At 72.1% G+C, this 24968-nt stretch carries 22 protein-coding genes; 12 read left to right on the top strand and 10 right to left on the bottom strand.

Features of this window, described 5'->3' with window-relative positions; translation table 11 throughout:
- Positions 1-91: 91 nt before the first annotated feature.
- The 4 genes from ACZ51S_RS29410 to ACZ51S_RS29395 form a co-directional block, all read right to left on the bottom strand.
- Complete coding sequence (locus ACZ51S_RS29410; RefSeq protein WP_350206375.1) at positions 92-175, bottom strand: putative leader peptide; 84 nt, start codon at positions 173-175, stop codon at positions 92-94.
- Positions 176-337: 162 nt separating this feature from the next.
- Complete coding sequence (locus ACZ51S_RS29405) at positions 338-1045, bottom strand: LmeA family phospholipid-binding protein (protein ID WP_468479221.1); 708 nt, start codon at positions 1043-1045, stop codon at positions 338-340.
- A gap of 103 nt (positions 1046-1148) precedes the next feature.
- Positions 1149-2603, bottom strand: coding sequence for a hypothetical protein (locus ACZ51S_RS29400; protein ID WP_468962502.1), 1455 nt, complete (start codon positions 2601-2603; stop codon positions 1149-1151).
- A gap of 301 nt (positions 2604-2904) precedes the next feature.
- Positions 2905-3159 carry a MoaD/ThiS family protein gene (locus tag ACZ51S_RS29395; RefSeq protein ID WP_361608620.1) on the bottom strand — a complete coding sequence of 85 codons (255 nt, stop codon included), beginning with the start codon at positions 3157-3159 and terminating at the stop codon, positions 2905-2907.
- 503 nt (positions 3160-3662) lie between these two features.
- Here ACZ51S_RS29395 and ACZ51S_RS29390 point away from each other — a divergent pair.
- Both ACZ51S_RS29390 and ACZ51S_RS29385 read left to right on the top strand, forming a co-directional pair.
- Positions 3663-4481: a winged helix-turn-helix domain-containing protein gene (locus ACZ51S_RS29390; protein ID WP_388942548.1), complete on the top strand. Its 819-nt coding sequence runs from the start codon at positions 3663-3665 to the stop codon at positions 4479-4481.
- 24 nt (positions 4482-4505) lie between these two features.
- The gene (locus ACZ51S_RS29385) at positions 4506-5528 is read left to right on the top strand and encodes a LacI family DNA-binding transcriptional regulator (protein ID WP_388942551.1); all 1023 of its coding nucleotides are present in this window, start codon (positions 4506-4508) and stop codon (positions 5526-5528) included.
- A 447-nt stretch (positions 5529-5975) separates the two neighbouring features.
- Here ACZ51S_RS29385 and ACZ51S_RS29380 read toward each other — a convergent pair whose 3' ends face one another.
- A complete protein-coding gene (locus ACZ51S_RS29380; protein ID WP_468479258.1) occupies positions 5976-6230 on the bottom strand; it encodes a hypothetical protein in 255 nt (84 codons plus the stop codon).
- Positions 6231-6515: 285 nt separating this feature from the next.
- Between ACZ51S_RS29380 and ACZ51S_RS29375 the strand changes: the two genes are divergently transcribed.
- Complete coding sequence (locus tag ACZ51S_RS29375; RefSeq protein WP_468962460.1) at positions 6516-7736, top strand: helix-turn-helix domain-containing protein; 1221 nt, start codon at positions 6516-6518, stop codon at positions 7734-7736.
- A gap of 76 nt (positions 7737-7812) precedes the next feature.
- Positions 7813-8133, top strand: a complete 321-nt coding sequence (locus ACZ51S_RS29370; RefSeq protein WP_468479261.1) for a putative quinol monooxygenase — start codon at positions 7813-7815, stop codon at positions 8131-8133.
- Between the two features lie 540 nt (positions 8134-8673).
- On the opposite strand, the gene mshD is transcribed toward ACZ51S_RS29370, so the two are convergent.
- On the bottom strand, positions 8674-9603 hold the full coding sequence (gene mshD / locus ACZ51S_RS29365) for a mycothiol synthase (RefSeq protein WP_468479262.1): 930 nt from the start codon (positions 9601-9603) through the stop codon (positions 8674-8676).
- A gap of 138 nt (positions 9604-9741) precedes the next feature.
- Here mshD and ACZ51S_RS29360 point away from each other — a divergent pair, with 138 nt between their 5' ends.
- Positions 9742-11559, top strand: a complete 1818-nt coding sequence (locus tag ACZ51S_RS29360; RefSeq protein WP_468479263.1) for a bifunctional metallophosphatase/5'-nucleotidase — start codon at positions 9742-9744, stop codon at positions 11557-11559.
- A 126-nt stretch (positions 11560-11685) separates the two neighbouring features.
- On the opposite strand, the gene ACZ51S_RS29355 is transcribed toward ACZ51S_RS29360, so the two are convergent.
- A complete protein-coding gene (locus ACZ51S_RS29355; RefSeq protein WP_468886859.1) occupies positions 11686-12471 on the bottom strand; it encodes an alpha/beta fold hydrolase in 786 nt (261 codons plus the stop codon).
- Between the two features lie 174 nt (positions 12472-12645).
- On the opposite strand from ACZ51S_RS29355, the gene ACZ51S_RS29350 reads away from it, so the two are divergent.
- Both ACZ51S_RS29350 and ACZ51S_RS29345 read left to right on the top strand, forming a co-directional pair.
- A complete protein-coding gene (locus ACZ51S_RS29350) occupies positions 12646-13233 on the top strand; it encodes a TetR/AcrR family transcriptional regulator (protein ID WP_468804200.1) in 588 nt (195 codons plus the stop codon).
- Between the two features lie 61 nt (positions 13234-13294).
- Positions 13295-14170, top strand: coding sequence for a phosphatidylinositol-specific phospholipase C (locus tag ACZ51S_RS29345; protein ID WP_468479266.1), 876 nt, complete (start codon positions 13295-13297; stop codon positions 14168-14170).
- Here ACZ51S_RS29345 and ACZ51S_RS29340 read toward each other — a convergent pair.
- Genes ACZ51S_RS29340 through ACZ51S_RS29330 form a run of 3 tightly spaced genes read right to left on the bottom strand, consistent with a single transcriptional unit; the run spans position 14150 to position 17610 of the window.
- A complete protein-coding gene (locus ACZ51S_RS29340) occupies positions 14150-15604 on the bottom strand; it encodes a sensor histidine kinase (protein WP_468479267.1) in 1455 nt (484 codons plus the stop codon). The two genes, ACZ51S_RS29345 and ACZ51S_RS29340, sit on opposite strands and share 21 nt — an antisense overlap.
- Positions 15601-16350 (bottom strand): response regulator transcription factor, encoded by a 750-nt coding sequence (locus ACZ51S_RS29335; protein WP_388945902.1) that lies wholly within the window; start codon positions 16348-16350, stop codon positions 15601-15603. The genes ACZ51S_RS29340 and ACZ51S_RS29335 overlap by 4 nt, the downstream gene beginning before the upstream one ends.
- Positions 16351-16401: 51 nt before the next feature.
- A complete protein-coding gene (locus ACZ51S_RS29330) occupies positions 16402-17610 on the bottom strand; it encodes a S1C family serine protease (protein ID WP_468962458.1) in 1209 nt (402 codons plus the stop codon).
- A gap of 353 nt (positions 17611-17963) precedes the next feature.
- On the opposite strand from ACZ51S_RS29330, the gene ACZ51S_RS29325 reads away from it, so the two are divergent.
- The 5 genes from ACZ51S_RS29325 to pstA all read left to right on the top strand — a co-directional run bounded on the left by ACZ51S_RS29325 (position 17964) and on the right by pstA (position 24937).
- Positions 17964-20264, top strand: a complete 2301-nt coding sequence (locus tag ACZ51S_RS29325) for an RNA degradosome polyphosphate kinase (protein ID WP_468962456.1) — start codon at positions 17964-17966, stop codon at positions 20262-20264.
- Positions 20245-21234 carry a CHAD domain-containing protein gene (locus ACZ51S_RS29320; RefSeq protein WP_468962455.1) on the top strand — a complete coding sequence of 330 codons (990 nt, stop codon included), beginning with the start codon at positions 20245-20247 and terminating at the stop codon, positions 21232-21234. The genes ACZ51S_RS29325 and ACZ51S_RS29320 overlap by 20 nt, the downstream gene beginning before the upstream one ends.
- Positions 21235-21594: 360 nt before the next feature.
- On the top strand, positions 21595-22734 hold the full coding sequence (gene pstS / locus ACZ51S_RS29315) for a phosphate ABC transporter substrate-binding protein PstS (protein ID WP_468479270.1): 1140 nt from the start codon (positions 21595-21597) through the stop codon (positions 22732-22734).
- 131 nt (positions 22735-22865) lie between these two features.
- Positions 22866-23855, top strand: a complete 990-nt coding sequence (gene pstC, locus ACZ51S_RS29310) for a phosphate ABC transporter permease subunit PstC (protein WP_388945887.1) — start codon at positions 22866-22868, stop codon at positions 23853-23855.
- Positions 23855-24937, top strand: coding sequence for a phosphate ABC transporter permease PstA (gene pstA, locus ACZ51S_RS29305; RefSeq protein WP_468479271.1), 1083 nt, complete (start codon positions 23855-23857; stop codon positions 24935-24937). The genes pstC and pstA overlap by 1 nt, the downstream gene beginning before the upstream one ends.
- Positions 24938-24968: the final 31 nt, after the last annotated feature.

The following is a 24968-nucleotide window of genomic DNA, read 5'->3' as shown; positions in this document are numbered from 1 at the left end:
CGTCAGGGGGGGCGGGAGGCTGGTGCGCGGCGGTGCGGTCACGCGGGATGAAGGGCCGTCGGTCCGGCCGGCGGAGCGGAAGGCTCACACCTCACATGGAGCGACAGAGCATGGCGGCGACGCGACACAGGTCTACTGCCCGCCGCTTCGTGAGGTCCGCCTGCTGATGCTTCATAGCCATGGATCGTAGGGACGAACGGGCCGCCCTGTCACCGGCGTGTCATATACCGAGACAGGATCGTCCGCATGACGGGATGAGAAAGCCCCGGACGGCCGTCGTACGGCCTTCCGGGGCTGTTCGTGCGGCCCGTCCTCCTGCGGATCGGACCACGCCGTCTCACGATCCGGCCAGGGACACGTCCGATCCGCTCAGCGTGAGGTGGACGCCGGACTCGTCCGAGGTCAGCGACGCGAGCTTGAGCCCGGCCGGCAGGCCGTCGTCGATGCGGCGGTCGAAGTCGGTCCGCTTGCGCACGACGCCCTCGATCCCCGGGATCCCCTCGCCCGGCACGGAGTCCGCGCGCACCCGGACGACCTTGGAGTTGCCGGAGTCCACCAGGGCGACGGTCGACACCACGCTGCGGGTGACCGTCCTGCCGAGGAAGTCCACGGTCGCGGTGACCTTCACCTTGTTCGGCGCCCCGCCGTAGGTGAGGACCACACCGTTCTGCGAGGCCTTGGTGAGGTCCTCGTACGTGATCAGGGCCGTGCCCTCGGCCCGCGCGGCGGTGCCGCCGCTGTAGCCGTCGTTGAGCTTCACCTCGTGGAACGAGGCCTTCAGCTCCGAGAGCCGCGTCTTGCGGCCGTCGGCGGTGACGTCGACGCCCGCCACCTTCAGGTCGACCTGGTCCAGGTCGTGGCTGAGCGCCTGGGTCAGGAAGGGGAAGCCGTGGATCTCCACCTCGGCGCTCCCCGCGAGGCCCTGCTGGGCCTGGACGCGGTCGGCCAGCCGGTCCTCGGCATAGCCGACCGCCCAGCGGTCGACGCCCACGAACAGCCCTCCCAGCACCACGCCGATGATCACCACGACACGTAGGAAACGCACGTGCCCCTCCCCCTGCTAGTCAGTACGTGCGTTCTAGTGGACCATGACCGGCCGTGAAGGCGGGATCAGCGGCGGGGCTCCCCGGACTCCCCGGGCCCCGGTGTCAGCCGACCACCCGGCCCATGAGGTACACGGCCGGAGCCGCCGCGGCCAGCGGCAGCGCGACACCGGCCGTCATGTGGACGAACTTGGACGGGTAGTCGTACGCGGCCACGCGCAGCCCGATCAGGGCGCACACCCCGGCCGCGAGGCCCACCAGCGCCCCGCCTGCGCCGAGCCCGGTCAGCCCGCCGACCGCGATGCCCGCACCGGCCGCCGCGGCCAGCGACACACCGACGGACGGCGCGGTGGGCAGCGGCAGGGCCCGCGCGAACACCGCGACCGCGACCGCGACCGCACCGGTGGTCACCGGCTCCCGGTCCGCCGCGAGGAAGCCCGCGCACACGATGGCCAGCGCGGCGGAGGCCACCGACGCCATCAGCCCGTACATCCGCTCGTCCGGGTCCGCCTGGCTGCGCAGCTGGAGCACCAGCGTCAGCAGCACCCAGGCCCCGAGGGTGCCGATGATCGCGCCGGGGCCGTACGTACGGTCCACCGCGAGCACCGCGCCGTCGGCGACGAGGGCTCCCGCGAAGGCCAGGACGATGCCCTGACGGGCCGGCCACATGCCGTTGAGGCGGAACCAGCCGGCCGCGGTGAGCCCCTGGAGGGCGATCAGCGGAACGAGCAGCGCCCACTGGCCGAGCGCCGCGGCACCGGCCATCAGGAGCCCCAGGGCGGCGGTCAGTATGGCCGACTGCGGCCCCGGGTCGATGATCGGCGACCGGCCCTCGGCGCGGGCCTGGGCGGGATCGACGGCGCGCAGGGTGTTGCCGCCGAGGGTCGGCGGCGAGTACTCGGCGGACGGCCCGGGCTGCGGCCGGGGCTCCGGCTCCGGCTCGGGCTCCGCCGGCACGGGCGGCAGGTACGCCGTCTGCGCGGCGGCGGCGTCGTCGGAGAAGGCCCCGGCGGGCCAGGCACCGGACGCGGCGCCCCGCTCCCGCACCGGCGGGAGGTACGCGGTCTGCTCGGCGGCGGAGCCGGGGGCGGGAGCGGCCTGGGGCTCGTCCCGGAACCAGCCGTCGGGCACGGCACCCTGCGCCGGCACCGGCGGGAGGTACGCCGTCTGCTCGGCGGCACCGGCGGACTCACGGACCGGCGGGAGGTACGCCGTCTGCTCGGCCGCGGCGGCGGACTCACGGACCGGCGGAAGGTACGCCGTCTCCGCTGCGGCGGCGGAGCCCGAGCCGTCGGACCAGGGCGCGGCCGGCGCCTGCGGCTGCTGCTGCTGCTCGTCCCGGAACCAGCCGTCGGGGACTGCGGGCTGCTGCTGGGGCTGGTGCTGCTGCGGCTGGTGCTGCGCCGGCACGGGCGGCAGGTACGCCGTCTGCGCGGCGGCGTCGGCCCAGCCGCCCTGCGCGGGAGCCTGCTGCTGCTCGTCGCGGAACCAGCCCTCGGGGGCGGCGGGCTGCTGCTGGTGCTGCGGCTGCTGGTGCTGCGGCTGCTGCTGCGCCGGCACCGGCGGCAGGTACGCCGTCTCCGCGGCGGCGGCCGCACCGGCCGCACCGGCCCCGGTGGCGTCCGGCCACGGCACGGCGCCGCCGGCGCTCTGCCCCCACTGCCCCTGCGAGCCCGGGGCCTGGGCCTGGGCCTGGGCGGCCGGCTGGCCGGGCACCGAGCCCAGCGGCGGGTGCACCGGCTGGTAGCCGGTCTCCCAGGTGTCGGACTGCCAGGTCTGCGTCGCGTACGGGTCCTGCTCGGCGGCCTGCTGCTGCCGCTGCCGCTGCTGCTGTTCTTCGGGAGTGCTCATCGGTTTCCGCTCACCCGCCCGCGAACGGCGGGAGCACCTCGACGGTGCCCCCCTCGGTCAGCAGGACGGCATCGTGCGGGCGCTTGCCCACGGGCTCGTCGTTCACGAGGAAGGAGCAGCGCTGCAGGACCCGGGTGAGTTCCCCCGGATGGCGGTCCCGCACGGCGTCGAGCGCCTCGGCCAGTGTGTGCGCCGAGTACGGCTCCTCCGCCGTCTCGGCGGCGGCTTTCGCCGCCGCCCAGTAGCGGATGGTTCCGGTTGCCACTGCAGCTCCTATCGGTCGGCTCCGTCGGCTCTCTACCGTCGGCCTCCATGATGACCCCTCTGGCCCGTCACCACGGCGTGCCTCCACGCGCCGTCCGTGCGCCCGGAGGGGCCGCGGGACGGGTCGGCGGACCTCTCGATCCGGCGAAACCAGGGCATACGCAGGAGGAAGGCGTGGCGCGGACCACAGAATGCGGTGCACGGCAGCCCTCGGCCCCCAAAGGGCCGGTGGGCTATTCTGGCGGCGTAGAGGATCCGGGCAACGTAGCCCCCGGGTCCTTTTGTGCTTTCAGCACGTTGAACTGATCGAGAACAGAGGTATCCATCCGGACCCCAGGGCGCGGGGGACGCGGCGGCTGCCAGGCACGACGTACGAAGCAGTACCACGCACTCCCCCAGCTACCGCTGGGAGGTACCCCCGGGACGGGACCGAGGAGGAACCGACGTGATGGACAAGCGAAGCAAACAGGAGCAAGGCGGCCGGACCAGGGCAGGTGGTCGGGCATGAGCTCTCTCCTCCTGCTGACCAATGCCCTCCAGCCGTCGACCGAGGTGCTGCCCGCACTCGGCCTGCTGCTGCACAACGTCAGGGTGGCCCCGGCCGAGGGCCCGGCCCTGGTGGACACCCCCGGCGCGGACGTGATCCTCGTCGACGGCCGCCGCGACCTGCCACAGGTGCGGTCGCTGTGCCAGCTGCTGCGGTCCACCGGACCGGGCTGCCCGCTCATCCTCGTCGTCACGGAAGGCGGCCTCGCCGCCGTCACCGCCGACTGGGGCATCGACGACGTACTCCTCGACACCGCCGGCCCCGCCGAGGTGGAGGCACGGCTGCGGCTGGCCACCGGCCGCCAGCAGCTGGGCTCGGACGACTCCCCGATGGAGATCCGCAACGGCGACCTCTCGGTCGACGAGGCGACGTACAGCGCGAAGCTGAAGGGGCGGGTCCTGGACCTCACCTTCAAGGAGTTCGAGCTGCTGAAGTACCTCGCCCAGCACCCGGGCCGGGTCTTCACCCGTGCGCAGCTCCTCCAGGAGGTGTGGGGCTACGACTACTTCGGCGGCACCCGCACGGTGGACGTCCACGTACGGCGGCTGCGCGCCAAGCTCGGCCCCGAGCACGAGTCCCTGATCGGTACCGTCCGCAACGTCGGCTACCGCTTCGTCACCCCGGAGAAGGTGGAGCGGGCGGCCGCCGAGGCGGCGGCCCAGGCGGCCGCCAAGCAGGCCCCGGCGCAGGCCGCGGACCGTACGGAGGAAGCCGTCCCCCGTTCGGAGGAAGCTCCTGTGACCATCCCGTCGGCCAAACACCCTGCCCAGAGGTAGGTCACCCCGCGTAGACTTCCGCGCGTGGCCAAGGTGACGCGGGATGACGTAGCGCGACTTGCGGGTACTTCTACCGCCGTCGTGAGCTACGTCATCAACAACGGACCCCGGCCGGTCGCCCCGGCCACGCGCGAGCGTGTACTCGCCGCTATCAAGGACCTGGGCTACCGCCCGGACCGGGTCGCGCAGGCGATGGCGTCCCGCCGCACCGACCTCATAGGCATGATCGTCCCCGATGCCCGCCAGCCGTTCTTCGCGGAGATGGCGCACGCGGTCGAGCAGGCCGCGGCCGAGCGCGGAAAGATGGTCCTGGTCGGGAACTCCGACTACCGGGACGAGCGCGAGGTCCACTACCTGCGTGCCTTCCTCGGCATGCGGGTGTCGGGACTGATCCTGGTCAGCCAGGGCATGAGCGAGCGCGCCGCCTCGGAGATCGACGCGTGGGACGCACGGGTGGTGCTGCTGCACGAGCGGCCCGAGGCCATCGACGACGTCGCGGTCGTCACCGACGACATCGGCGGCGCGCAGCTCGCCACCCGGCACCTCCTGGAACACGGGCACGAGTACGTCGCCTGCATCGGCGGCATCGAGAACACCCCCTCCGTCGGCGACCCGGTGGCCGACCACGTCGAGGGCTGGCGCCGGGCCATGCTGGAGGCCGGGCGGTCGGTCGAGGGCCGGCTCATCGAGGCCCCGTACAACCGCTATGACGCGTACCGGGTCGCCCTGGAGGTCCTGGCCCGGCCCGACCGGCCGACGGCGATCTTCTGCGCGACGGACGACCAGGCCATCGGGGTGCTGCGCGCCGCCCGTGAGCTGCGCATCGACGTCCCCGAGCAGCTGGCGGTGGCCGGCTTCGACGACGTCAAGGAGGCGGCCCTCACGGACCCGCCGCTGACGACGATCGCCTCGGACCGCCCGGCGATGGCCCGCGCGGCGGTGGACCTCGTCCTGGACGACGCCCTCCGCGTGGCCGGCTCGCGGCGTGAGCGGCTGAAGCAGTTCCCGTCGGCCCTGGTGATCCGCCGCAGCTGCGGCTGCCGGTAGGCGGACTCCCGGGGCCCGGGGGGGGGAGCGGTAGCCCCTCGGGCGGTGTCAGGGCCGGTATGGGGGACTTCCCGTCAGTCCCATCGTCCTTCCGTGTCGTGCCGGTCCCTCAAGGGCGCTCCTTCGTCGCGTCGCTTCGCGATGGCCTTCGGCCACCCTTGACCGACCGACCCGCCCCGGAAAGCCGAAAGACTGCCGGGAACCCCCCGAAAGAACGGTCACGGGGCAGGAGCAGGGGAGCAGCTCCCTCAGTGATGAGGCGGGCGGCCGGGCGTCGGCCCGCTCCCGGATCCGGGCCCCATGTCGACCAGATCCCCCGGCGAGGACCCAAGCGCGCCAGATCGCTACGCGCTTCTCTGGTCTCGGCGTCCGGCGGCCGTCCGGGGCTGATACCCGCAGCAAATGGTGACGAGAGCAGCGTGGGAAGCGAGTGGGCGCGTCAGATGGCTACGCACTTCTCGCATCTCGGCGTCCGACGGCCGTCTGGGGCTGGTCAAAGGCGGGCTCGACGTTGCCCACGGCTGTGGTGAACTCACGACCGGAGGCGTTGCGGATGTAGGCGAGCTCCATCCAGCGCTCGACACCGGTGTCCGAGACGTTCTCGTTGATCACCGCCATGAGCACGCCCTCGACACCGGAGGCGATGTCGCGGACGCGACGGCGGAGGAGGCGGTGGGGCACGCACTCGTAGCACTCACTCATCGGACGCTCCCTCGAAGCTGCTGACGAAACGCTCCCAGCCGCCAGCGCCCGGTCGAAGAGATCAGCGCTGCACTCGACCGAGGAGGGCGCCTTCGCCGAGAGGCCGTCAGAAGTCTCGGTACGAGGTGCGTCGTGGGTGCAGGCGTGTTTGATGCGATGAGTCACGGGTTCTCCCTGACATCGTGAACGGGACTTCGGGCGGCGCTCCGGGTGTGAACCACCATGTCGGGTGGCGGCCGGGCCGAACCACTGCCGCGTCCAATAGGGCCGTCCTATATTTCGGGCATGGAGCCCAAGCTGGATGTGTGGGTGCACCCCGAACTGCGGGCGGCTGCAGCGGCCGAGGACTGGGCTGCCCTGCTGGGGACGTGGCGGAAGTTGACGCGCAGCAGCCAGAGCCGGCTCGGCGCCCTCGTGGGCCTGGCGCAACCGGACATCTCCGCCATCGAGAACAGGCGTCGCGCGGTGACCTCGGTCGAGGTGCGGCAGCGCATCGTTGAGGGACTTGGCGTGCCGCCAGAACTGCTCGGAGCCCGGCACGAGGACCTGCCGCTTCCCGCGCTCGTACTGCCCGGGTTGGTGTCGGGGTCTGACGCTGAGCGTTTAACCGGGGTGAAAGAGGGTGGGCTGCGGCTGGATGCGGCCTCGGTCGACGCGATGGACGTCTTACTGGCCGCCCATCGGCGTGCCGAGGACACGTTGGGGTCGCGCACCGTTGCCCCGCTGGTGCTGGCACAGTTCCGGGAGGTGGTGGGGCTGTACGGGCAGGCCCGGGGGGCTCTGGCGGACCGGGTGGTGAGGCTGCTGGCCGAGTACGCCCAGTTCCTGGCATGGATGGCACAGGACCAGGACAATGCACCCGTCGCGCTGGGGTGGTTCGACCGGTCCTACGACTGGGCGCTGGAATCCGGGTACGGCGACTTGGCGGCCACCACCCTGAGCATGAAGGCACACCTGGCGTGGTCGGGAGGCAGTGGGCGGCGTTGTGCGCGGTTGGGTGAAGCCGCTGCGTCGCTGTCAGGGGCGAGCGAGGCCACCAGGGCCATGGCGGTGCAGATGGCAGGACGTGGGTACGCGCTGGAAGGTGAGCGCAGCGAGGCGTACTCCCGACTGGACGAGGCTCAGAGAATCATTGCCGACGCCACCGATGCGCCGCCATGGCTCTACTTCTACGGAGAGTCCTGGTTCGCGGCCCAGCGCGGTATGGCCGCCCTGCACCTGAAGGACTGGGACAGTGCGGTCGGGCATCTGACGTCAGGGCTGGCTGGCTTCGCTCCCTCCTACCGCCGGGATCGGGCTTGGTACGGGTCCTGCCTGGCCCACGCCTACGCGGGCGCCGGAGAGGCGGAGGCCGCTCTGACCACCGCACTGGGTGTCATCCACGACGCCTCGGAAGTCGGCCGCCCGCATGCGTGGGCCGAACTGCACAAGGTGGGCGGCCTCCTGCTGCGCCGAGGGGCCCTGGAAGGCCGAACACTGGTGGACGCACTCACTCAGCTCGACTGAGACAGATCATCTCCGCCCCACCGATGGTCACTCCGTGTCGGTTGCCGGAGGGTTAGAGACTTGAAAGGGAGCACGTATGAGCGAGGGATTCGGCCTGACTGTGCGGTTCTCGCTGCGCGATCAGGAAGCCGCGAAGGCATTCGATGGGCTGTGCGCGACCACTCTGGAGGGCATTAGGCGCGCTGAGCCCGGCACGCTGACCTACGTAGTGCACGTACCGGAAGGTGAGCCCTTGGTGCGCGTCTTCTACGAGCTGTACGCGGACCGTGCGGCCTTCGACGCCCACGAGGCGCAACCGCACACCAAGCACTTTCTCGCCCAGCGGGACCAGTATCTTGCCGGTGTCGAGGTCACGTTCCTCGACGCGATCGCCGGGAAGGTGGCGGCACGGCAGTGAGCTCGGAGGAGCGGCGCTGCTTCGGGGCGCGCGTGGCGCTCTGTCACGCCCACCGGTCCCGGAGGCTGTCCTGTTCGTCATTTGGTGCGGGTATCAGCCCAGGACGGTCGCCGGACGCCAAGCCATGAAGGAGCGCGTAGCGATCTGACGCGCCCACCGGTCCCCGTGCTTCCCTGGTGGGCAGGATGGTGCGGGTAGCCGGGGCCCTGGCCCTGGGGCAGCCTTCGGGGGCCCGGATGCGCGGCAGGCCGACGCCCGGTCCCGCGCCTCGTCACTGAGGGAGCTGCTCCCCTGCTCCTGCCCCGTGACCGTTCTTTCGGGGGGTTCCCGGCAGTCTTTCGGCTTTCCGGGGCGGGCCGGTCGGTCAAGGGTGGCCGAAGGCCATCGCGAAGCGACGCGAACGAAGTGAGCGCCCTTGAGGGACCGGCACGAACCGGAAGGACGATGGGACTGACGGGAACCCCCCAAACCGGCTCTGAGACCGCCCAGGGGGCTACCGCTCTCCCACCCCACCCCGTCCCGCCCCCGGCTCAGCCCGGCTCAGCTCTCCGTGCGGTACATCAGGTCGATCTCGTGCGTCGTGAAGCCCAGCCCCTCGTACACCGCCAGCGCCGCCGGGTTGTCCGCGTCCACGTACAGCATCGCCGTCGGCAGGCCCGACTCCGCCAGGTGGCGCAGGCCGATCGCCGTCAGGGCCTTGCCCAGGCCGCCGCCCTGGGCGCCCGGGCGGACGCCGACCACGTAGACCTCGCCGAGCTGCTCCTCGGCGTGGATCTTCGTCCAGTGGAAGCCGACCAGTTCGCCCTCCCGCTCCGCCAGGAAGAAGCCCTTGGCGTCGAACCACGGCTGCGCGATCCGGTCGTCCAGGTCCCGCTGCGTCAGCGTGCCCTGCTCCGGGTGGTGGGCGAAGGCGGCGGCGTTGGCGGCCAGCCAGGCGGCGTCGTCCTGGCCGGGGACGAAGGTGCGGACCGTCACCCCGGCCGGGAGCACCGGCACGGGCAGGGGTGCCGCGTCGGGGCCCAGGGGGCGGCGCAGCTGGCGCAGTTCGCGGAAGAGGGTCAGGCCGAGCACCTGCGCCAGGTGCCGGGCGGCGGACTTGCCGCCGTGGGCCCACACCCGGATCCGCTTGCCGGAGGCGTGCAGCAGGGCGGTGCCCAGGGCGCGGCCGTGGCCGCGGCCGCGCAGGGCGGGGTGGACGACGAGCTCGGCGGCGGGGGCCTCCACCGGGTCGGTGTCCTCCAGTTGCCCGTATCCGCACAGCCGGCCGCCGTCGGTGAGGAGGAAGTGCCGGATCCCCTCGCGCGGTCCCCCGCGCAGCTGGAGGCGTCCCTGCTCGGAGACGGCGGTGGTGCCGTCGGTGCGGGCCGCCTCCGTGATCAGCTCCAGTACGGAGTCGGCCTGCTCCTCCGTCAGTTCCTCAAGGATCTCAATCTGCCGTCCCGGCTCCAGGGCCGCTGCTGCGTCAGTCATGTTCCGAGCCTACGGCGCCGCCGCCCGGGGGCCGTGCGTAACCAGCTCGCAACCCGATACCCCCTGTCGTGCTACGCGCGTTGACCATAGGCTGCGAGGCACCTCCCAACTTGTCTCGCTGTCCACAAAGGGGACTAAATGTCAGCGAAGCCACAACGGCCCCGTTCGGCCCGCCGGTTGACCTTCGGCGCCCTCGCCCTCACGGCGGGTGCCGGCGCGCTGGTCGCCGCCGCGCTGCCGGCCGGTGCCGCGAGTGGTGACGGTACGCCTCCCAAGGGCCGGACCGTCGACGTACAGATGCTTTCGTTCAACGACTTCCACGGCACGCTGGAGCCCCCGCAGGGCTCCTCCGGCACCGTGAGCGAACGTCAGGCAGACGGCACCACCAAAGCAATACCGGCGGGCGGGGTCGAGTACCTCGCCACCAGCCTGCGAGAGGCCCGCAAGGGCCACGAGTACTCCGTCACGGCCGCGGCGGGTGACATGATCGGCGGCAGCCCGATGCTGTCCGGTCTCTTCCACGACGAGCCGACCGTCGAGGCGCTCAACAAGCTGAACCTCGACGTGTCGAGCGTGGGCAACCACGAGTTCGACGAGGGCCGGGCCGAGCTGCGCCGGATGGCGTACGGCGGCTGTCACCCGGTCGAGGGCTGCTTCGAGCAGGGCAAGACCTTCACCGGGGCGCAGTTCCCGTACCTCGCGGCGAACGTCACGGACGAGAAGACCAAGCGTCCGATGATGTCGCCCACCTTCGTCTGGAAGAAGGGGGAGGTGAAGATCGGCTTCATCGGCGTCACCCTGGAGGGCACTCCGGACGTCGTCACCGCCGAGGGCGTCAAGGGCCTGAAGTTCGCCGACGAGGTCGAGACGATCAACAAGTACGCGGCCGAGCTGAACAAGCAGGGCGTGAAGTCGATCGTGGCGCTGATCCACGAGGGCGGCCTGCCCGCGAGCGGCGCGTACAACTACGACTGCGACGTGCCGGGCGCCGGTGCCGGCATCTCGGGTGCGATCGTCGACATCGCCAAGAACGTCGACGCGAAGGTCGACGCGCTGGTGACGGGCCACACGCACCAGGCGTACTCCTGCAACATCCCCGACCCGGCGGGCAACCCGCGCACGGTCACCTCGGCCGCCTCCCTGGGCCGTCTGTACACGGACACCACGCTGACGTACGACCGGGCGACGAAGGACATCGTCCGTACGCCGGTCAAGTCGCCGAAGCCGGTGAACAAGGTCGTCGGCCGTGAGCAGCCGAAGGCCCCGGACATGTCCGAACTGATCACCCGCTGGAAGGAGCTCGCCGCCCCGGTGGCGAACCGTCCGATGGGCTACATCTCGGCCGACATCCCGGGCCGCGGTCTGGACGCGCCGGAGAAGCCGCTCGGCGACCTGATCGCCGACGCGCAGCTGGAGGCCACGGCCCCGGCGGACAAGGGCGGCGCTCAGCTGGCCATCATGAACCCGGGCGGCATCCGCTCCGACCTGGCCTACAAGGCCTCGGGCGAGGAGGGCGACGGGGTCGTCACGTACGGCGAGTCGTACACGGTCCAGCCGTTCAACAACCTGATGAACATCGTGGACCTGACCGGCGCGCAGCTGATCACCGCGCTCCAGCAGCAGGTCAGCGGGCCGGTCAACGGCGCCAACCCGAAGATCCTCCAGGTGTCGAAGGGCTTCACCTACACCCTGGACATGACCAAGACGGGCGCGGACCGCGTCGTCGTGGACTCGGTGAAGCTCAACGGCGCGGCGATCGACCCCGCCAAGACCTACCGGGTCGTGATGAACGAGTTCCTCGCGGGCGGCGGCGACGGCTTCACCGTCCTGAAGGAGCACAAGAACAAGCTGGTGGGCGCGTCCGACCTGGACGCCTTCAACGCCTACCTGGCGAAGTCGACGGCGGCGAGCCCGATCGCCCCGCCGGCGGCGGACCGGATCACGGTCGTCAAGTAGCGGTACGCGGATGCGTTCCCGAGGGGGCGGTGGGCCGGACGGCCCGCCGCCCCCTCGGGCTTTCCCCGTCCCCTCGGGCTTTCCCCGTCCCTCCCCCGCACCCCCGTGCCGGAGGGGGTGACGGCGTCAGAGGGTCGCCAGGAACGCCGCGACGGCCGCGTGGAAGCCCTCCGGGTCGGTGAAGGGCACGAAGTGGTCGCCGTCGAGGGCGGTGTACGAGGTCCCCGGGCGCCGGGCGACCATGGCGTCGGCGACGGTCCGCGTGAGCGCCCGGCTGTGGCGGCCGTGGATCAGCAGCGCGGGGCAGGTGCTCGCGAGCCAGGTGTCCCAGTGGTCGCCCTCGCAGGAGCGGATGGAGTCGAGCATGTCCTCCCCGTTGAAGGCCAGCCGCCAGCCGCTCCCGTCGGCCAGGGGGCGCACCCCGTCCGCGACGAACGGCAGGGCGGCCGGGTCGACGGCGGCGAGGAGTTCCTCGCGGGTGGGCGCGGTGTAGGGGAGGGCCGCGAGGAAGTCGAACCACTGCGGCCCGGCGGGGGTGCGGATGTCGACGGTGGCGTCCACGCCGATCAGGGCGCCGACCCGGCCGGGGTGGGCGGCGGCGAGGTGGTAGGCGTTGAGCCCGCCGAGGGAGTAGCCGAGGACGGGGACGGGCCCGGTGAGCCCGAGGTGGTCGAGGAGGGCGACGGCGTCGCCGACGTACCCCTCGCGGCGGTAGTGGGCGGCCCGGTCGGAGTCGCCGTGGCCGCGCTGGTCGGGGGCGATGACCCGCCACCGGTCGCCGAGGGCGGCGGCGAGACCGGTGAGGGCGGCGGCTTCGGACATCCCGCCGTGGAGGGCGAGGAGCGGGCGGCCGGGGCCGCCGGGGTCCAGGTACGACAGTGTGCGTCCTTCGATGTCCAGCGTGTTGCGCATGTCCGGCTCTCCCCGTTCGTGGACCGCGGTGGTGCGGTGACGGCATCACGTAACGGCACCACCTGACGACACCACCCTGCCAGGACTTGGGCAAGCGCGCAATACAATCGTATTGCGCGCTCGCCCAAATCGCTGCGGACCGCACGCCGCGGGGGCACGGATACCATCCGGGACATGGGAAATCGCGAGGACCTGCTGGCCGGCGCGCGCCGCTGCCTGGAGGAGAAGGGGTACGCGCGCACCACCGTGCGCGACATCGCCTCGGCCGCCGGGGTGAGCATGGCCGCCATCGGCTACCACTTCGGATCCCGCGAGGCGCTGCTCAACCAGGCGCTGTTCGCCGCCATGGACGACTGGGCCGCCGGCTCCGGCCGGCTCGCCGGGCAGGGCCGCACCGCGGCCGAGCGGTACGCCGACACCTGGGACCGCAAGAGCCGCGACTTCCTCGACATGCGCTGGCTGTGGATCGCCAACGTCGAGGCCTTCGTGCACGCCCAGTCCTCGCCCGAGCTGCTCGCGGTCCTCGCCGAAGGCCAGCGCCGCTCCCGGCGGATGGTGGCGGCGCAGCTGGCCGGGGTGTCCGAGGAGGACGTCAGCGAGGAGGACGTACGAGCCCTCGGGTCCGTGCACCTGGCCCTGCTCAGCGGGGTGATGGTCCAGGCCCTCACCGACTCCGAACAGGCCCCGACCGGGCGTGAGCTCACCCAAGGGCTGCGCAGGATGGTGGAGTTGCTGGAGGAGCAGGAGTCTACCGACGGGTAGTAAACGCGGGTTCCGCACACCATAATCCGGTCCCATCACCGGATCGGCAAAGGGGCGGGGCATGGCATGGGACCGGCGGGCATTTCTGGCGGGGGCGACGGCCGCGGGCGCGGGCGCGCTCCTCGGACTCGGGACGGCGGCCCCCGCCTCCGCGAGGACACTCGGCACCCAGGACTGGATGGCCGGCCTCGCCGACTCCACCGCCCTCCAGCGGATGACCATCCCCGGCACCCATGACTCCGGTGCCCGCCAGGGCGGCCTGTACGTCGCCTGCCAGAACACCTCGGTCGCCGAGCAGCTCGTCTCCGGGATCCGCTTCCTGGACGTCCGCTGCCGGGTGACCGGCGGCTCGTTCGCCATCCACCACGGCTCGTTCTACCAGGGCCTGATGTTCGGCGACGTCCTCACCGACTGCTGGAACTTCCTCGCCGCGCACCCCTCGGAGACGGTGCTGATGCGGGTCAAGCAGGAGTACTCCTCCGACAGCGACGCCACCTTCCGCGCTGTCTTCGACGACTACCTCGACAACCGGGGCTGGCGCCCGCTCTTCCGCATCTCCGATACCCTGCCCTCGCTCGGACAGGCCCGCGGCAAGGTCGTCCTCCTCGCCGACAACGCCGGCCTGCCCGGCCTGCGCTACGGCGACGGCTCCGTCTTCGACATCCAGGACGACTACAACACCGAGCCCTTCGCCAAGCGCGGCCGCATCGAGGACCACTTCCGCAAGGCGGTGCAGCAGCCCGGCAAGCTCTTCGTCAACTACGTGAGCACCGCCGCGTACATGCCCCCGCGCTGGAACTCCGACCGGCTCAACCCGCAGGTCCACGCCTTCGTCGACGGCACGGAGATGTCCGGCCGCACCGGCCTCGGCATCGTCCCGATGGACTTCCCGAACACCCGCTCCGGCCTGGTCGCCTCACTGATCCGGCACAACTGACGGACCCGCCGCGGGCTGCGAGGACGGCGGCGGCGCCGGGGCGCCCGGGATGCGCAGGACCGCCTCCGTGCCGCCCGCCCCGTCCGCGGCGGCACGCAGCTCGGCGGTGCCGCCCGAGCGGGCCGCCGTACGCGCCACGATGGACAGCCCCAGCCCGCTGCCGGGCAGGGCCCGGGCCGACTCCGAACGCCAGAACCGCTCGAAGACGTACGGGAGGTCCTCGGGCGGTACGCCCGGCCCGTGGTCGCGCACGGTCAGCCCGCCCGCGTGCAGCGAGACCTCCACCGCACCACCCGGCGGGCTGAACTTCACGGCGTTGTCCAGCAGGTTGACCACCGCCCGCTCCAGCGCCGCCGCCTCGCCCCGTACGTACCAGGGCTCCAGGGCGGAGCCGAACCGCAGCTCGGGTCCGCGCAGCCGCGCCCTCGACAGGGCCGAGGCCACGATCTCGTGCAGGGCCACCACCCCGAGCGGGGCGTGCGGGGCCGCGTCCGGGCGGGACAGCTCCTGGAGGTCCCCGATCAGCGCGGCGAGCTCCGTCATCTGCGCCTTGACCGAGGCCAGCAGCTCCCTGCGGTCCTCGGGCGGGATGGCCCGGCCCGTCTCCTCGCTGCGCGCGAGCAGCTCGATGTTGGTGCGCAGCGAGGTGAGCGGGGTGCGCAGCTCGTGCCCGGCGTCCGCGATCAGCTGGGCCTGGCGCTCCTGGGAGGAGGCGAGGGCGGCGGTCATCGAGTTGAAGGACCTCGACAGGCGGGCGATCTCGTCGTCGCCCTCGTCCGGGATGCGCACCGTCAGGTCCTCGGTACGGGCGACGTGCTCGACGACGCCGGTGAGCTCGTCGACGGGCCGCAGCCCGGTACGGGCCACCCACAGCCCGGCCGCCCCGGCGCCGACCACACCGATGCCGGAGACCAGCAGCAGCACCCAGGCCAGGGTGGACAGGGGCTTGTCGATGTCGGCGAGGGGTTTGGCGATGGAGATGGCGAAGCGCTGGCCTCCGGCGAGGCTGGCGGAGCGGGTGTAGACCCGCATGCCGGTGCCGTCGCCGGTCGTCACGTCGTGCAGCCTGCTGGCGTTCGGCGTCACCGCGACCTCCAGGTCGGCCCGGGTGACCGGCAGGTCCCGCCGGCCGTCGACCAGGCAGCGGCCGCCGTCGGCGGTGACGATCTGGACCGTGGCGTTCAGTTCCTCGGCGATGTTGGGGGAGGTCTGGGCCGGCCGGTTCGCGCATCCCTCGCGCAGGGTCCGCAGCACCTGCTCGTTGGGGTTGGTGCCCCTCAGCGACCGGTTGAGCTGGTCGTTCAACTGTGCCCGGACCATCACCCAGGACACTCCCGCCACCGCCGCCACCGCGACCGCCACGGCTACGGTGACCAGCAGCGCGAGCCGCGAGCGCAGCGGCAGGGCGCGGAACCGGGCGGCCGGACCCGTCATTCGGGCCCGCCCTCGCCGGCGCGCAGGACGTACCCCACCCCGCGCACGGTGTGGACCAGCCGCGGCTCGCCGCCCGCCTCGGTCTTGCGGCGCAGGTACATCACGTAGACGTCCAGGGAGTTGGAGCTCGGCTCGAAGTCGAAGCCCCAGACCGTCTTGAGGATCTGCTCGCGCGTCAGCACCTGCCGCGGGTGCGCCAGGAACATCTCCAGCAGGGTGAACTCCGTACGCGTCAGCTCCACCGGGCGTCCGCCGCGGGTGACCTCGCGGGTGGCGAGGTCCATGCGCAGGTCGCCGAAGGCGAGGGAGTCCCCGTCCGGTTCCCGGCCGGCGGCGGGGGCGGCGTACGAGCTGCGGCGCAGCAGCGCGCGGACCCGGGCGAAGAGCTCGTCCAGCTCGAAGGGCTTCACCAGGTAGTCGTCGGCGCCCGCGTCGAGGCCGGTGACGCGGTCGCCGACGGTGTCGCGGGCGGTCAGCATCAGCACCGGCGTGACGCTGCCGGAGGCGCGCAGCCGGCGGGCCGCCGTCAGCCCGTCCATCCGGGGCATCTGGATGTCGAGGACGATCAGGTCGGGGGTGTACGAGGCCGCCCGGTCGAGGGCGTCGAGCCCGTCGACGGCCGTCGCGACGGCGTACCCCTCGAAGGCGAGGCTGCGGCGCAGGGCCTCACGCACGGCCGGCTCGTCGTCGACGACGAGGATCCGCTGCGGTTCGCCTTCTGCGCCGGTGGTGGCGGCTGCGGCCATGGTGGGGTCCCCCAGGGGTGGTGGTCGGTGCGCGGGGCACGTCCCAGGGTGTCAGAAGGAGGTGCCGAAGCCGGTGGCGCCGCTGTTCCCGGCGTCCCCCTTCCGGAGGGAGTCGAGGTCGGCCTTGATGGTGTTGACCGGGATGGCGAAGCCGAGGCCGACGCTGCCGGCACCGGCGCCGTCGGCGGCCGGGGAGTAGATCGCGGAGGGCATGCCGACGATCTCGCCGTTCATGTTGACGAGGGCGCCGCCGGAGTTGCCGGGGTTGAGGGAGGCGTCGGTCTGGATCGCCTTGTACGAGGTGGTGCTGGATCCGGTGTCGCCGTTGAACTGCCGGCCCTCGAAGGAGAACGGCCAGCCGCCGGACTGCCGCTGCGGGGACTGCTGCGGGTTCTGCCGGCGGTCGTCGGACCTCGGCACGTTCACCTCCCGGTTCAGGGCCGAGACGATGCCGCTGGTGACGGTGCCGGTGAGGCGGTCGGGGGAGCCGATGGCGACGACCTCGTCACCGACCTTGAGCCGGTCGGAGTCGCCGAGCTTGGCGGGCCTGAGGCCGCTCGCGCCCTGGAGCTTGATCAGCGCGAGGTCCTTGCCGGGATCGGTCCCGACCACCTGGGCCTGGTACTTCTTCCCGTCGCTCATCGTCACCTGGATCTCCGAGGCGCCGTTGACGACGTGGTTGTTGGTGGCGATCTCGCCGTCGGCGGTGAGCACGATGCCGGAGCCGGTGCCCTGACCGGAGCCGGTGCGGGTGTCGATGCGGACGACGGACGGGCTGACCTGCTCGGAGACCCCGGAGACGGTGCCGTTGCCGGACTGCGAGACGTTGGTGCCGCTGAAGCCGCCGCCCGTGGACGCGCCCCGCCCGAGGAACTCCTGCACGGCGACGGCCGTCCCGCCGCCGACCGCGGCCGCCGCGAGGGCGACGGCGGCGAGCAGCGCGACGGGGCGCCTGGCGCGGGCCGCGTGCGCGGGCCCGGCTGCGGACCCGGCGGGCGGCCCGGCGGCGGGCCCGGCGGGCGGCCCCGCGGGGAGGGCCTCGCCGCGGAGCACCGGCGGCTGGTGCGCCTCGTGCCAGCCGGGGGCCGGGGCGGCCGGCGGGTACGGGGGCGGCGGCGGAAGGGCCCCGGCCCCGGCATCCCGCGCGAGCCGCTCGCGCCCCCGCAGCCAGTCGTCCCCGAAGGGCGCGCCGTGGCGTTCCGGGCCGTTCTCCTGGTTCTGCTGGGGGTACTCGCCTTCGCGGCGGAAGCTCTCGGTCATGCATCCGACTCTGTCCGCGGATCATGAAAGCATTCTGAGTCCCGGCTGAGAAGCCCGACAGAACCGCGTATGCCCGATATAAAGCCCCGGCCGCAGGAAGGCCGCGGAAGGCTCTCCGGAAGCCCGCCGGAAGGCCCCCCGCCCCGCCCGCCGGGACGCGGGAAAGGGGCGGACGCGCCCCGGCGGCGGCCCACCCGGCCCCGCCGCGTGCGCCAGGCGGACCCCGAAAGCCATACGCCATTAACCGGGCATTCAGACGCGCTTGCGAGTCTCCCGGCATGCAGCCCCGACTCCGCCTGACGGCAGACACTTCCGACGCGCCTGTCCTGCCGCGTGCGCGGAAGAATGGAGTCATGAGCCACCAGCCCAGCGCAGGCCCCGCCGGGGTCCCCGCCCAGCACCCGTCTCACACCCCCGCAACCGGAAGCGGCACCACCGGCGACGCCGGCACCGGCACCGGCAAGCCCCGCCTCGGTTCCATAGCCGCCCACCGCCCCCACGCGGCCCGCGTGGTCGGCCACGTCGACCTCGATCCCGACCTCGACGCCGACCTGGACGCGTACGAGGACAAGGACGAGACCGGCGAGCTCCCCGCGAACCGGTTCCTCGACCGGGAGCGCAGCTGGCTGGCCTTCAACGAGCGGGTGCTCGAGCTCGCCGAGGACCCCGCCACCCCGCTCCTGGAGCGCGCCAACTTCCTGGCGATCTTCGCGAGCAACCTCGACGAGTTCTTCATGGTCCGCGTCGCCGGCCTCAAGCGCCGCATCGCGACCGGCGTCGCCACCCGTTCGGCCTCCGGCCTCCAGCCCCGCGAGGTGCTGGACCTGATCTGGACCCGCTCGCGCGAGCTCATGGCCCGGCACGCCGCCTGCTTCCAGCACGACATCGCCCCCCAGCTCGCGGAGGAGGGCATCCACCTCATCCGGTGGCCCGACCTCACCGAGAAGGAGCAGGCCCGCCTCTTCACCCTGTTCCGCAACCAGATCTTCCCGGTGCTCACCCCGCTGGCCGTGGACCCCGCGCACCCGTTCCCGTACATCTCCGGCCTCTCCCTCAACCTGGCCGTCGTCGTGCGCAACCCCGTCAGCGGCCACCGCCACTTCGCCCGGGTCAAGGTCCCGCCGATCCTCTCCCGCTTCCTGGAGGCCTCCCCGCAGCGCTACGTCCCCCTGGAGGACGTCATCGCCGCGCACCTGGAGGAGCTGTTCCCCGGCATGGAGGTGCTCGCGCACCACATGTTCCGCGTGACCCGCAACGAGGACCTGGAGGTCGAGGAGGACGACGCCGAGAACCTCCTCCAGGCCCTGGAGAAGGAGCTCATGCGGCGCCGCTTCGGCCCGCCCGTGCGCCTGGAGGTCGAGGAGTCCATCGACCCCGGCGTCCTGGACCTCCTCGTCCAGGAGCTGAAGGTCAGCGCCGCCGAGGTGTACCCGCTGCCCGGCCCGCTCGACCTGACCGCGCTCTTCGGCATCTCCTCCCTGGACCGGCCCGAGCTGAAGTACCCCAAGTTCGTGGCCGGCACCCACCGCGACCTCGCCGAGGTGGAGTCCGCGTCCGCGCCCGACATATTCGCCGCGCTGCGCGAGCGCGACGTACTGCTCCACCACCCGTACGACTCCTTCTCCACCTCCGTGCAGGCCTTCCTGGAACAGGCCGCCGGGGACCCGGACGTCCTCGCGATCAAGCAGACCCTGTACCGGACCTCCGGCGACTCCCCGATAGTGGACGCGCTGATCGACGCCGCCGAATCGGGCAAGCAGGTCCTCGTGCTCGTGGAGATCAAGGCCCGCTTCGACGAGCAGGCCAACATCAAGTGGGCGCGCAAGCTGGAGGAGTCCGGCTGCCACGTCGTCTACGGCCTCGTCGGCCTCAAGACCCACTGCAAGCTCTCCCTCGTCGTCCGCCAGGAGGGCGACACCCTGCGCCGCTACAGCCACGTCGGCACCGGCAACTACCACCCCAAGACCGCCCGGCTGTACGAGGACCTCGGCCTGCTCACCGCCGACCCGCAGGTCGGCGCGGACCTCTCCGACCTCTTCAACCGGCTGTCCGGCTACTCCCGCCGCGAGACCTACCGCCGGCTGCTGACCGCCCCCAAGTCCCTGCGCGACGGGCTGATCTCGCGCATCGACAAGGAGGCCGACCACCACCGGTCCGGCCGCCCGGCGTCGGTCCGGCTGAAGATGAACTCGATCGTCGACGAGGCCCTCATCGACTCCCTCTACCGGGCCTCCCAGGCGGGCGTCCCCATCGACATCTGGGTGCGCGGCATCTGCGCCGTACGCCCCGGCGTCCCGGGGCTGTCGGAGAACATACGGGTCTGCTCGATCCTCGGCCGCTTCCTGGAGCACTCCCGGGTCTTCGCCTTCGGCAACGGCGGCGAACCCGAGGTGTGGATCGGCAGCGCCGACATGATGCACCGCAACCTCGACCGCCGCATCGAGGCACTGGTCAGGGTCACCGACCCGGCCCACCGCGCGGCACTGGACCGGATGCTGGAGACCGGCATGTCCGACGCCACCTCCTCCTGGCACCTGGGCCCGGACGGCGAATGGACCCGGCACAGCACCGACGCCGAAGGCCAGCCGCTGCGGCACGTACAGGAGATGCTCATAGACGCCCGGAGGCGCCGGCGTGGCTCTGCCAAACCATGACGACCTGACCGCGGGGGACGTGCTCGGCGCGTACCTGCGCTCCCAGGCCACCGCTTTCCTGCGCGCGCTGCGCCTGCACGACGCGGGCGCGCCGGGCGGCCCCGAATCCGCCGAGAGCAGCGGGGCGGCGTACGGCCTGCGGGGGGCGGCGCGCCGCATCGCAGGCTCGCTGAGCACGTTCCGGCCGGTCACCGAGACGGGCTGGGCGGACTCCCTGCGCACGGAGCTGGTCTGGCTCTCGGCCACCCTGGCCGACGAGCACGCCCACGCCGCCCGGCTGTCCCGGCTGCTGGAGGCCCTCCAGCGGCTGTCGGGCTCCCCCGACCTGCCCGCGCCGCGGGGCGGGACGGGCGTCCCGGGCGCCCTCACGGTGGGCTCGGCGGGCTCCCTCACGGTGGGCTCCGCGCGGGCGGGCGCCCTGCTGGAGCGCCGGCTCACCCTGGCGCGCACCCGGGCGCACTCGGCCACCCTCCAGGCCCTCGGGTCGTCCCGCTTCCACGCGGTGGCGGACGCGGTCGCGGTGCTGGCCTCGGAGGTGCCGCTGGACCCGGTGGCCGCCCGGGGCCGGGCCGGGGACGTGCTCGAACCGCTGGCGCAGCTCACCGGCGCCCGCCTCGCGGGGGCCGTCTCCGCCCTGCCCGACGCGCAGGGCACCCCGTACGCGGCGCACGAGGACGCCGCCTGGCACGAGGTACGCCGCCTGCTGCGGGTGCACCGGTACGCGCGGGAGGCCCTGGGCGGGGACGTGGCCCGGCTCTCGGCGGCGGGCGAGGCGCTGGACCTGCACCGGGACGCCGCGGAGGCCGCCACCGCCTCGGCGGCGGCCGCCCGCACCCCGCGCATCGCCCCGGCGACCGCGTACGCCCTCGGCGTGCTGCACGCCGATCAGCGCCACGCGGTGGAGGCGGCCCGCCGCGCCTTCCACCGCGTCTGGCACCCGGCCCCGGCCGGGGCCGTCCTCCACCCGTAGGCCGTCCCTCCCGCCCGCGTCCGGCCCGCACCCCGCCAGGCCGGCCCGGCCGGGGGCAACGGCGGGATCCGGCCACGCCCGCCCACGCGCCCGGGAAGAGGCAACCGCGTCGTAACGGGCGGATAACGCCCGATTGCGCCCCCGCGCAAACCACCCCATCCGCACCAGGCCGTCCGCCACGGTTCACCCCCCGTTCACCAAGCGCGGTCGACGGCTTCACCTGTTCTGCCTAATTTCGGTAGTGCACGGTGCGAGCCGATCGGGAAAGCGCGGCGCCGCACCCCTCAGCCACGTAGTCCTCTTCGCACGCCGCCCCGATACAGAAAGCGGCCGGCGGCTCCTCGGAAGGAACACCCGAAAGTGAAGCTTCAGCGCAAGAACCGGCTTCGTGCCTCCGCCCTCGGGGCCCTCGTCGTGTCCGGCGCCCTGGTCCTCACGGCGTGCGGTTCGGACGACAACACGAAGACCGGCGCCGACGGCACCAAGAAGGCCTCCGCCCCCGCCCCCGGCGACGTCAAGTGCGACGGCGCCAAGGGCAAGCTCCTCGCCTCCGGCTCCTCCGCGCAGAAGAACGCGGTCGACCTGTGGGTGAAGAACTACATGGCCGCCTGCTCCGGCGTCGAGGTGAACTACAAGTCCTCCTCCTCCGGTGAGGGCATCGTCGCCTTCAACCAGGGCACCGTCGGCTTCGCCGGCTCGGACTCCGCGCTGAAGCCCGAGCAGGTCGAGGAGTCGAAGAAGATCTGCACCGGCGGCCAGGGCATCAACCTGCCGATGGTCGGCGGCCCCATCGCCCTCGGCTTCAACGTCTCCGGCGTGGACAAGCTGAACCTCGACGCCGCGACGATCGCCAACATCTTCAACGACAAGATCAAGAAGTGGGACGACGAGGCGATCAAGAAGCTGAACCCCGGCGTCACGCTCCCCTCCACCCCCATCCAGGCCTTCCACCGCTCCGAGGACTCGGGCACCACCGAGAACCTGGGCAAGTACCTCAAGGCCGCCGCCCCCGACGCCTGGACCTACGAGGCCTCGAAGAAGTGGCCCGCCCCCGGTGGCCAGGCCGCCTCCGGCTCCGCCGGCGTCGCCTCCCAGGTCAAGGCCGTGGACGGTGCGATCGGCTACTTCGAGCTCTCGTACGCCACCTCCCAGAGCATCAAGACCGTCGACGTCAACACCGGCGCCGGCACCCCGGTCAAGGCCACCCCGGAGAACGCCTCCAAGGCCATCGCCGCCGCGAAGATCACCGGCACCGGTTCCGACCTGGCCCTGAAGCTCGACTACACCACCAAGGCCGAGGGCGCGTACCCGATCGTCCTGGTCACGTACGAGGTCGTCTGCGACAAGGGCAACAAGCCCGAGACGCTCGGCACCGTGAAGTCCTTCCTCGAGTACACCGCCTCGGACGCGGGCCAGAAGGTCCTCACCGAGAACGGCTACGCGCCGATCCCGGCCGAGATCAACACCAAGGTCCGCGAAGTCATCAAGTCGCTGGCCTAGCCACACCCCTCCCGGCCCGGGACCGATCCTCCGCCGATCGGTCCCGGGACCCGGGACCCTCCCCCTCCACCCGGGGGAAATCCGGTGCACCGCCGCCAGGGGGCCCGCCCCCCACACAGACCGGAAAGACCATGGCTTCCACCACATTCACCCAGACAGACGCGGCTCCGCCCGTCTCCTCGAGCACGAGGTCCACCGGCCGCGCCGGTGACAAGATCTTCGCGGGGCTCTCCAAGGGCTCCGGCATCCTGCTCCTGGTGATCATGGCGTCGATCGCCGCCTTCCTCACCTACCGGGCCACCATCGCGCTGTCGAAGAACGAGGGGAACTTCCTCACCACCTTCGACTGGAACGCCTCGGCCAACCCCCCCGTCTTCGGCATAGCCGTCCTCCTCTTCGGCACCGTCGTCAGCTCGATCATCGCGATGGTCATCGCGGTCCCGATCGCCGTCGGCATCGCCCTGTTCATCTCGCACTACGCGCCGCGCAAGCTGGCCTCGCCCCTCGCCTACGTGGTCGACCTGCTGGCCGCCGTGCCGTCGATCGTCTACGGCATCTGGGGCGCCCTCTTCCTGGTGCCGCAGCTGAACGGGCTGAACCTCTGGCTCGACGAGTACCTCGGCTGGACGTACGTCTTCGAGAAGACCCAGGTCGGCGTCGCCCGCTCGCTCTTCACCGTCGGCATCCTGCTCGCGATCATGATCCTGCCGATCGTGACCAGCGTCAGCCGCGAGGTCTTCCTCCAGGTCCCGCGCATGAACGAGGAGGCCGCCCTGGCCCTCGGCGCGACCCGCTGGGAGGTCATCCGGATGTCAGTGCTGCCCTTCGGCCGCTCCGGCGTCATCTCCGCCTCGATGCTGGGCCTCGGCCGCGCGCTCGGCGAGACCATGGCCGTCGCGACCGTCCTCTCCCCGAGCTTCCTCATCTCGCTGCACGTGCTGAACCCGGGCGGCGGCACCTTCGCGCAGAACATCGCCGCGAAGTTCGACGAGGCCAACGAGTTCGGCCGTGACGCGCTGATCGCCTCCGGCCTGGTGCTCTTCCTGCTCACCCTGCTGGTCAACGGCGCGGCCCGTCTGATCATCGCCCGGCGCAAGGACTTCTCGGGGGCGAACGCCTGATGAGCCACGCACTCCAGGACCACCGCCCCACCGGGGCCCGCCGGTCCCCCTCCCCCGCCGGACTGACCCGCGGCGGCCTGCCCCGCTGGGCACCGGCCGGCACCGCCGTCGCCTCCGCGCTGCTCGGCACCGGCACCGGCCTCCTCTTCGGCCTGCACAGCAAGATCCAGTGGGGCCTGATCGCGGCCCTGCTGTTCGTCGGGATCACGTACGCCTCCAGCGCGGTCGTCGAGAACCGCCGCCAGGCCAAGGACCGCGTCGCGACCTCCGTCGTCTGGGTCTGCTTCGTCCTCGCCGTCGTCCCGCTGCTCTCCCTGATGATCACCACCATCAGCCGCGGCGTCGACGTCCTCGACGGCGACTTCCTGAGCCACTCCATGAACGGCGTGACCAGCTTCGAGCAGGGCGGCGGCGTCTACCACGCCCTCCTCGGCACGCTGGAGCAGGTCGGCCTGGCCACCCTGATCGCCGCGCCGATCGGCCTGCTGACCGCCGTCTACCTGGTCGAGTACGGCAAGGGCCGGCTCGCCAAGGCCGTCACCTTCTTCGTCGACGTGATGACCGGCATCCCCTCCATCGTCGCGGGCCTGTTCATCCTGACGACCTGGAACCTGATGCTCGGCTTCGGCCCCTCCGGCTTCGCCGGCGCGATGGCCCTGTCGATCCTGATGATGCCGGTCGTGGTCCGCTCCACCGAGGAGATGCTCAAGCTCGTCCCGAACGAGCTCCGCGAGGCCGCCCTGGCCCTCGGTGTGCCGAAGTGGCGCGTCATCCTGAAGGTGGTGCTCCCCACCGCCATCGGCGGCATCTCCACCGGTGTCATGCTGGCAGTGGCCCGCATCGCCGGTGAGACCGCGCCGATCATGCTGCTGGTCTTCGGCTCGCAGCTCATCAACGGCAACCCCTTCGAAGGCGCCCAGTCCTCGCTCCCGCTCTACATCTGGGAGCAGTACAAGGTCGGCAGCGAAGCCTCCTACGACCGGGCCTGGGCGGCAGCGCTCGTCCTGATCGCCTTCGTCATGATCCTCAATCTGGTGGCCCGCGGCATCGCCCGCTGGAAGGCCCCGAAGACCGGTCGCTAAGAGCGAGCCCATTAGCGGCTCCGCCGCGGTG

The sequence above is a fragment of the Streptomyces sp. NPDC034043 genome, assembly GCF_055575675.1.
Note: the sequence above shows the minus strand (reverse complement) of the source record. Positions and strands in the feature narration are given on the sequence as shown.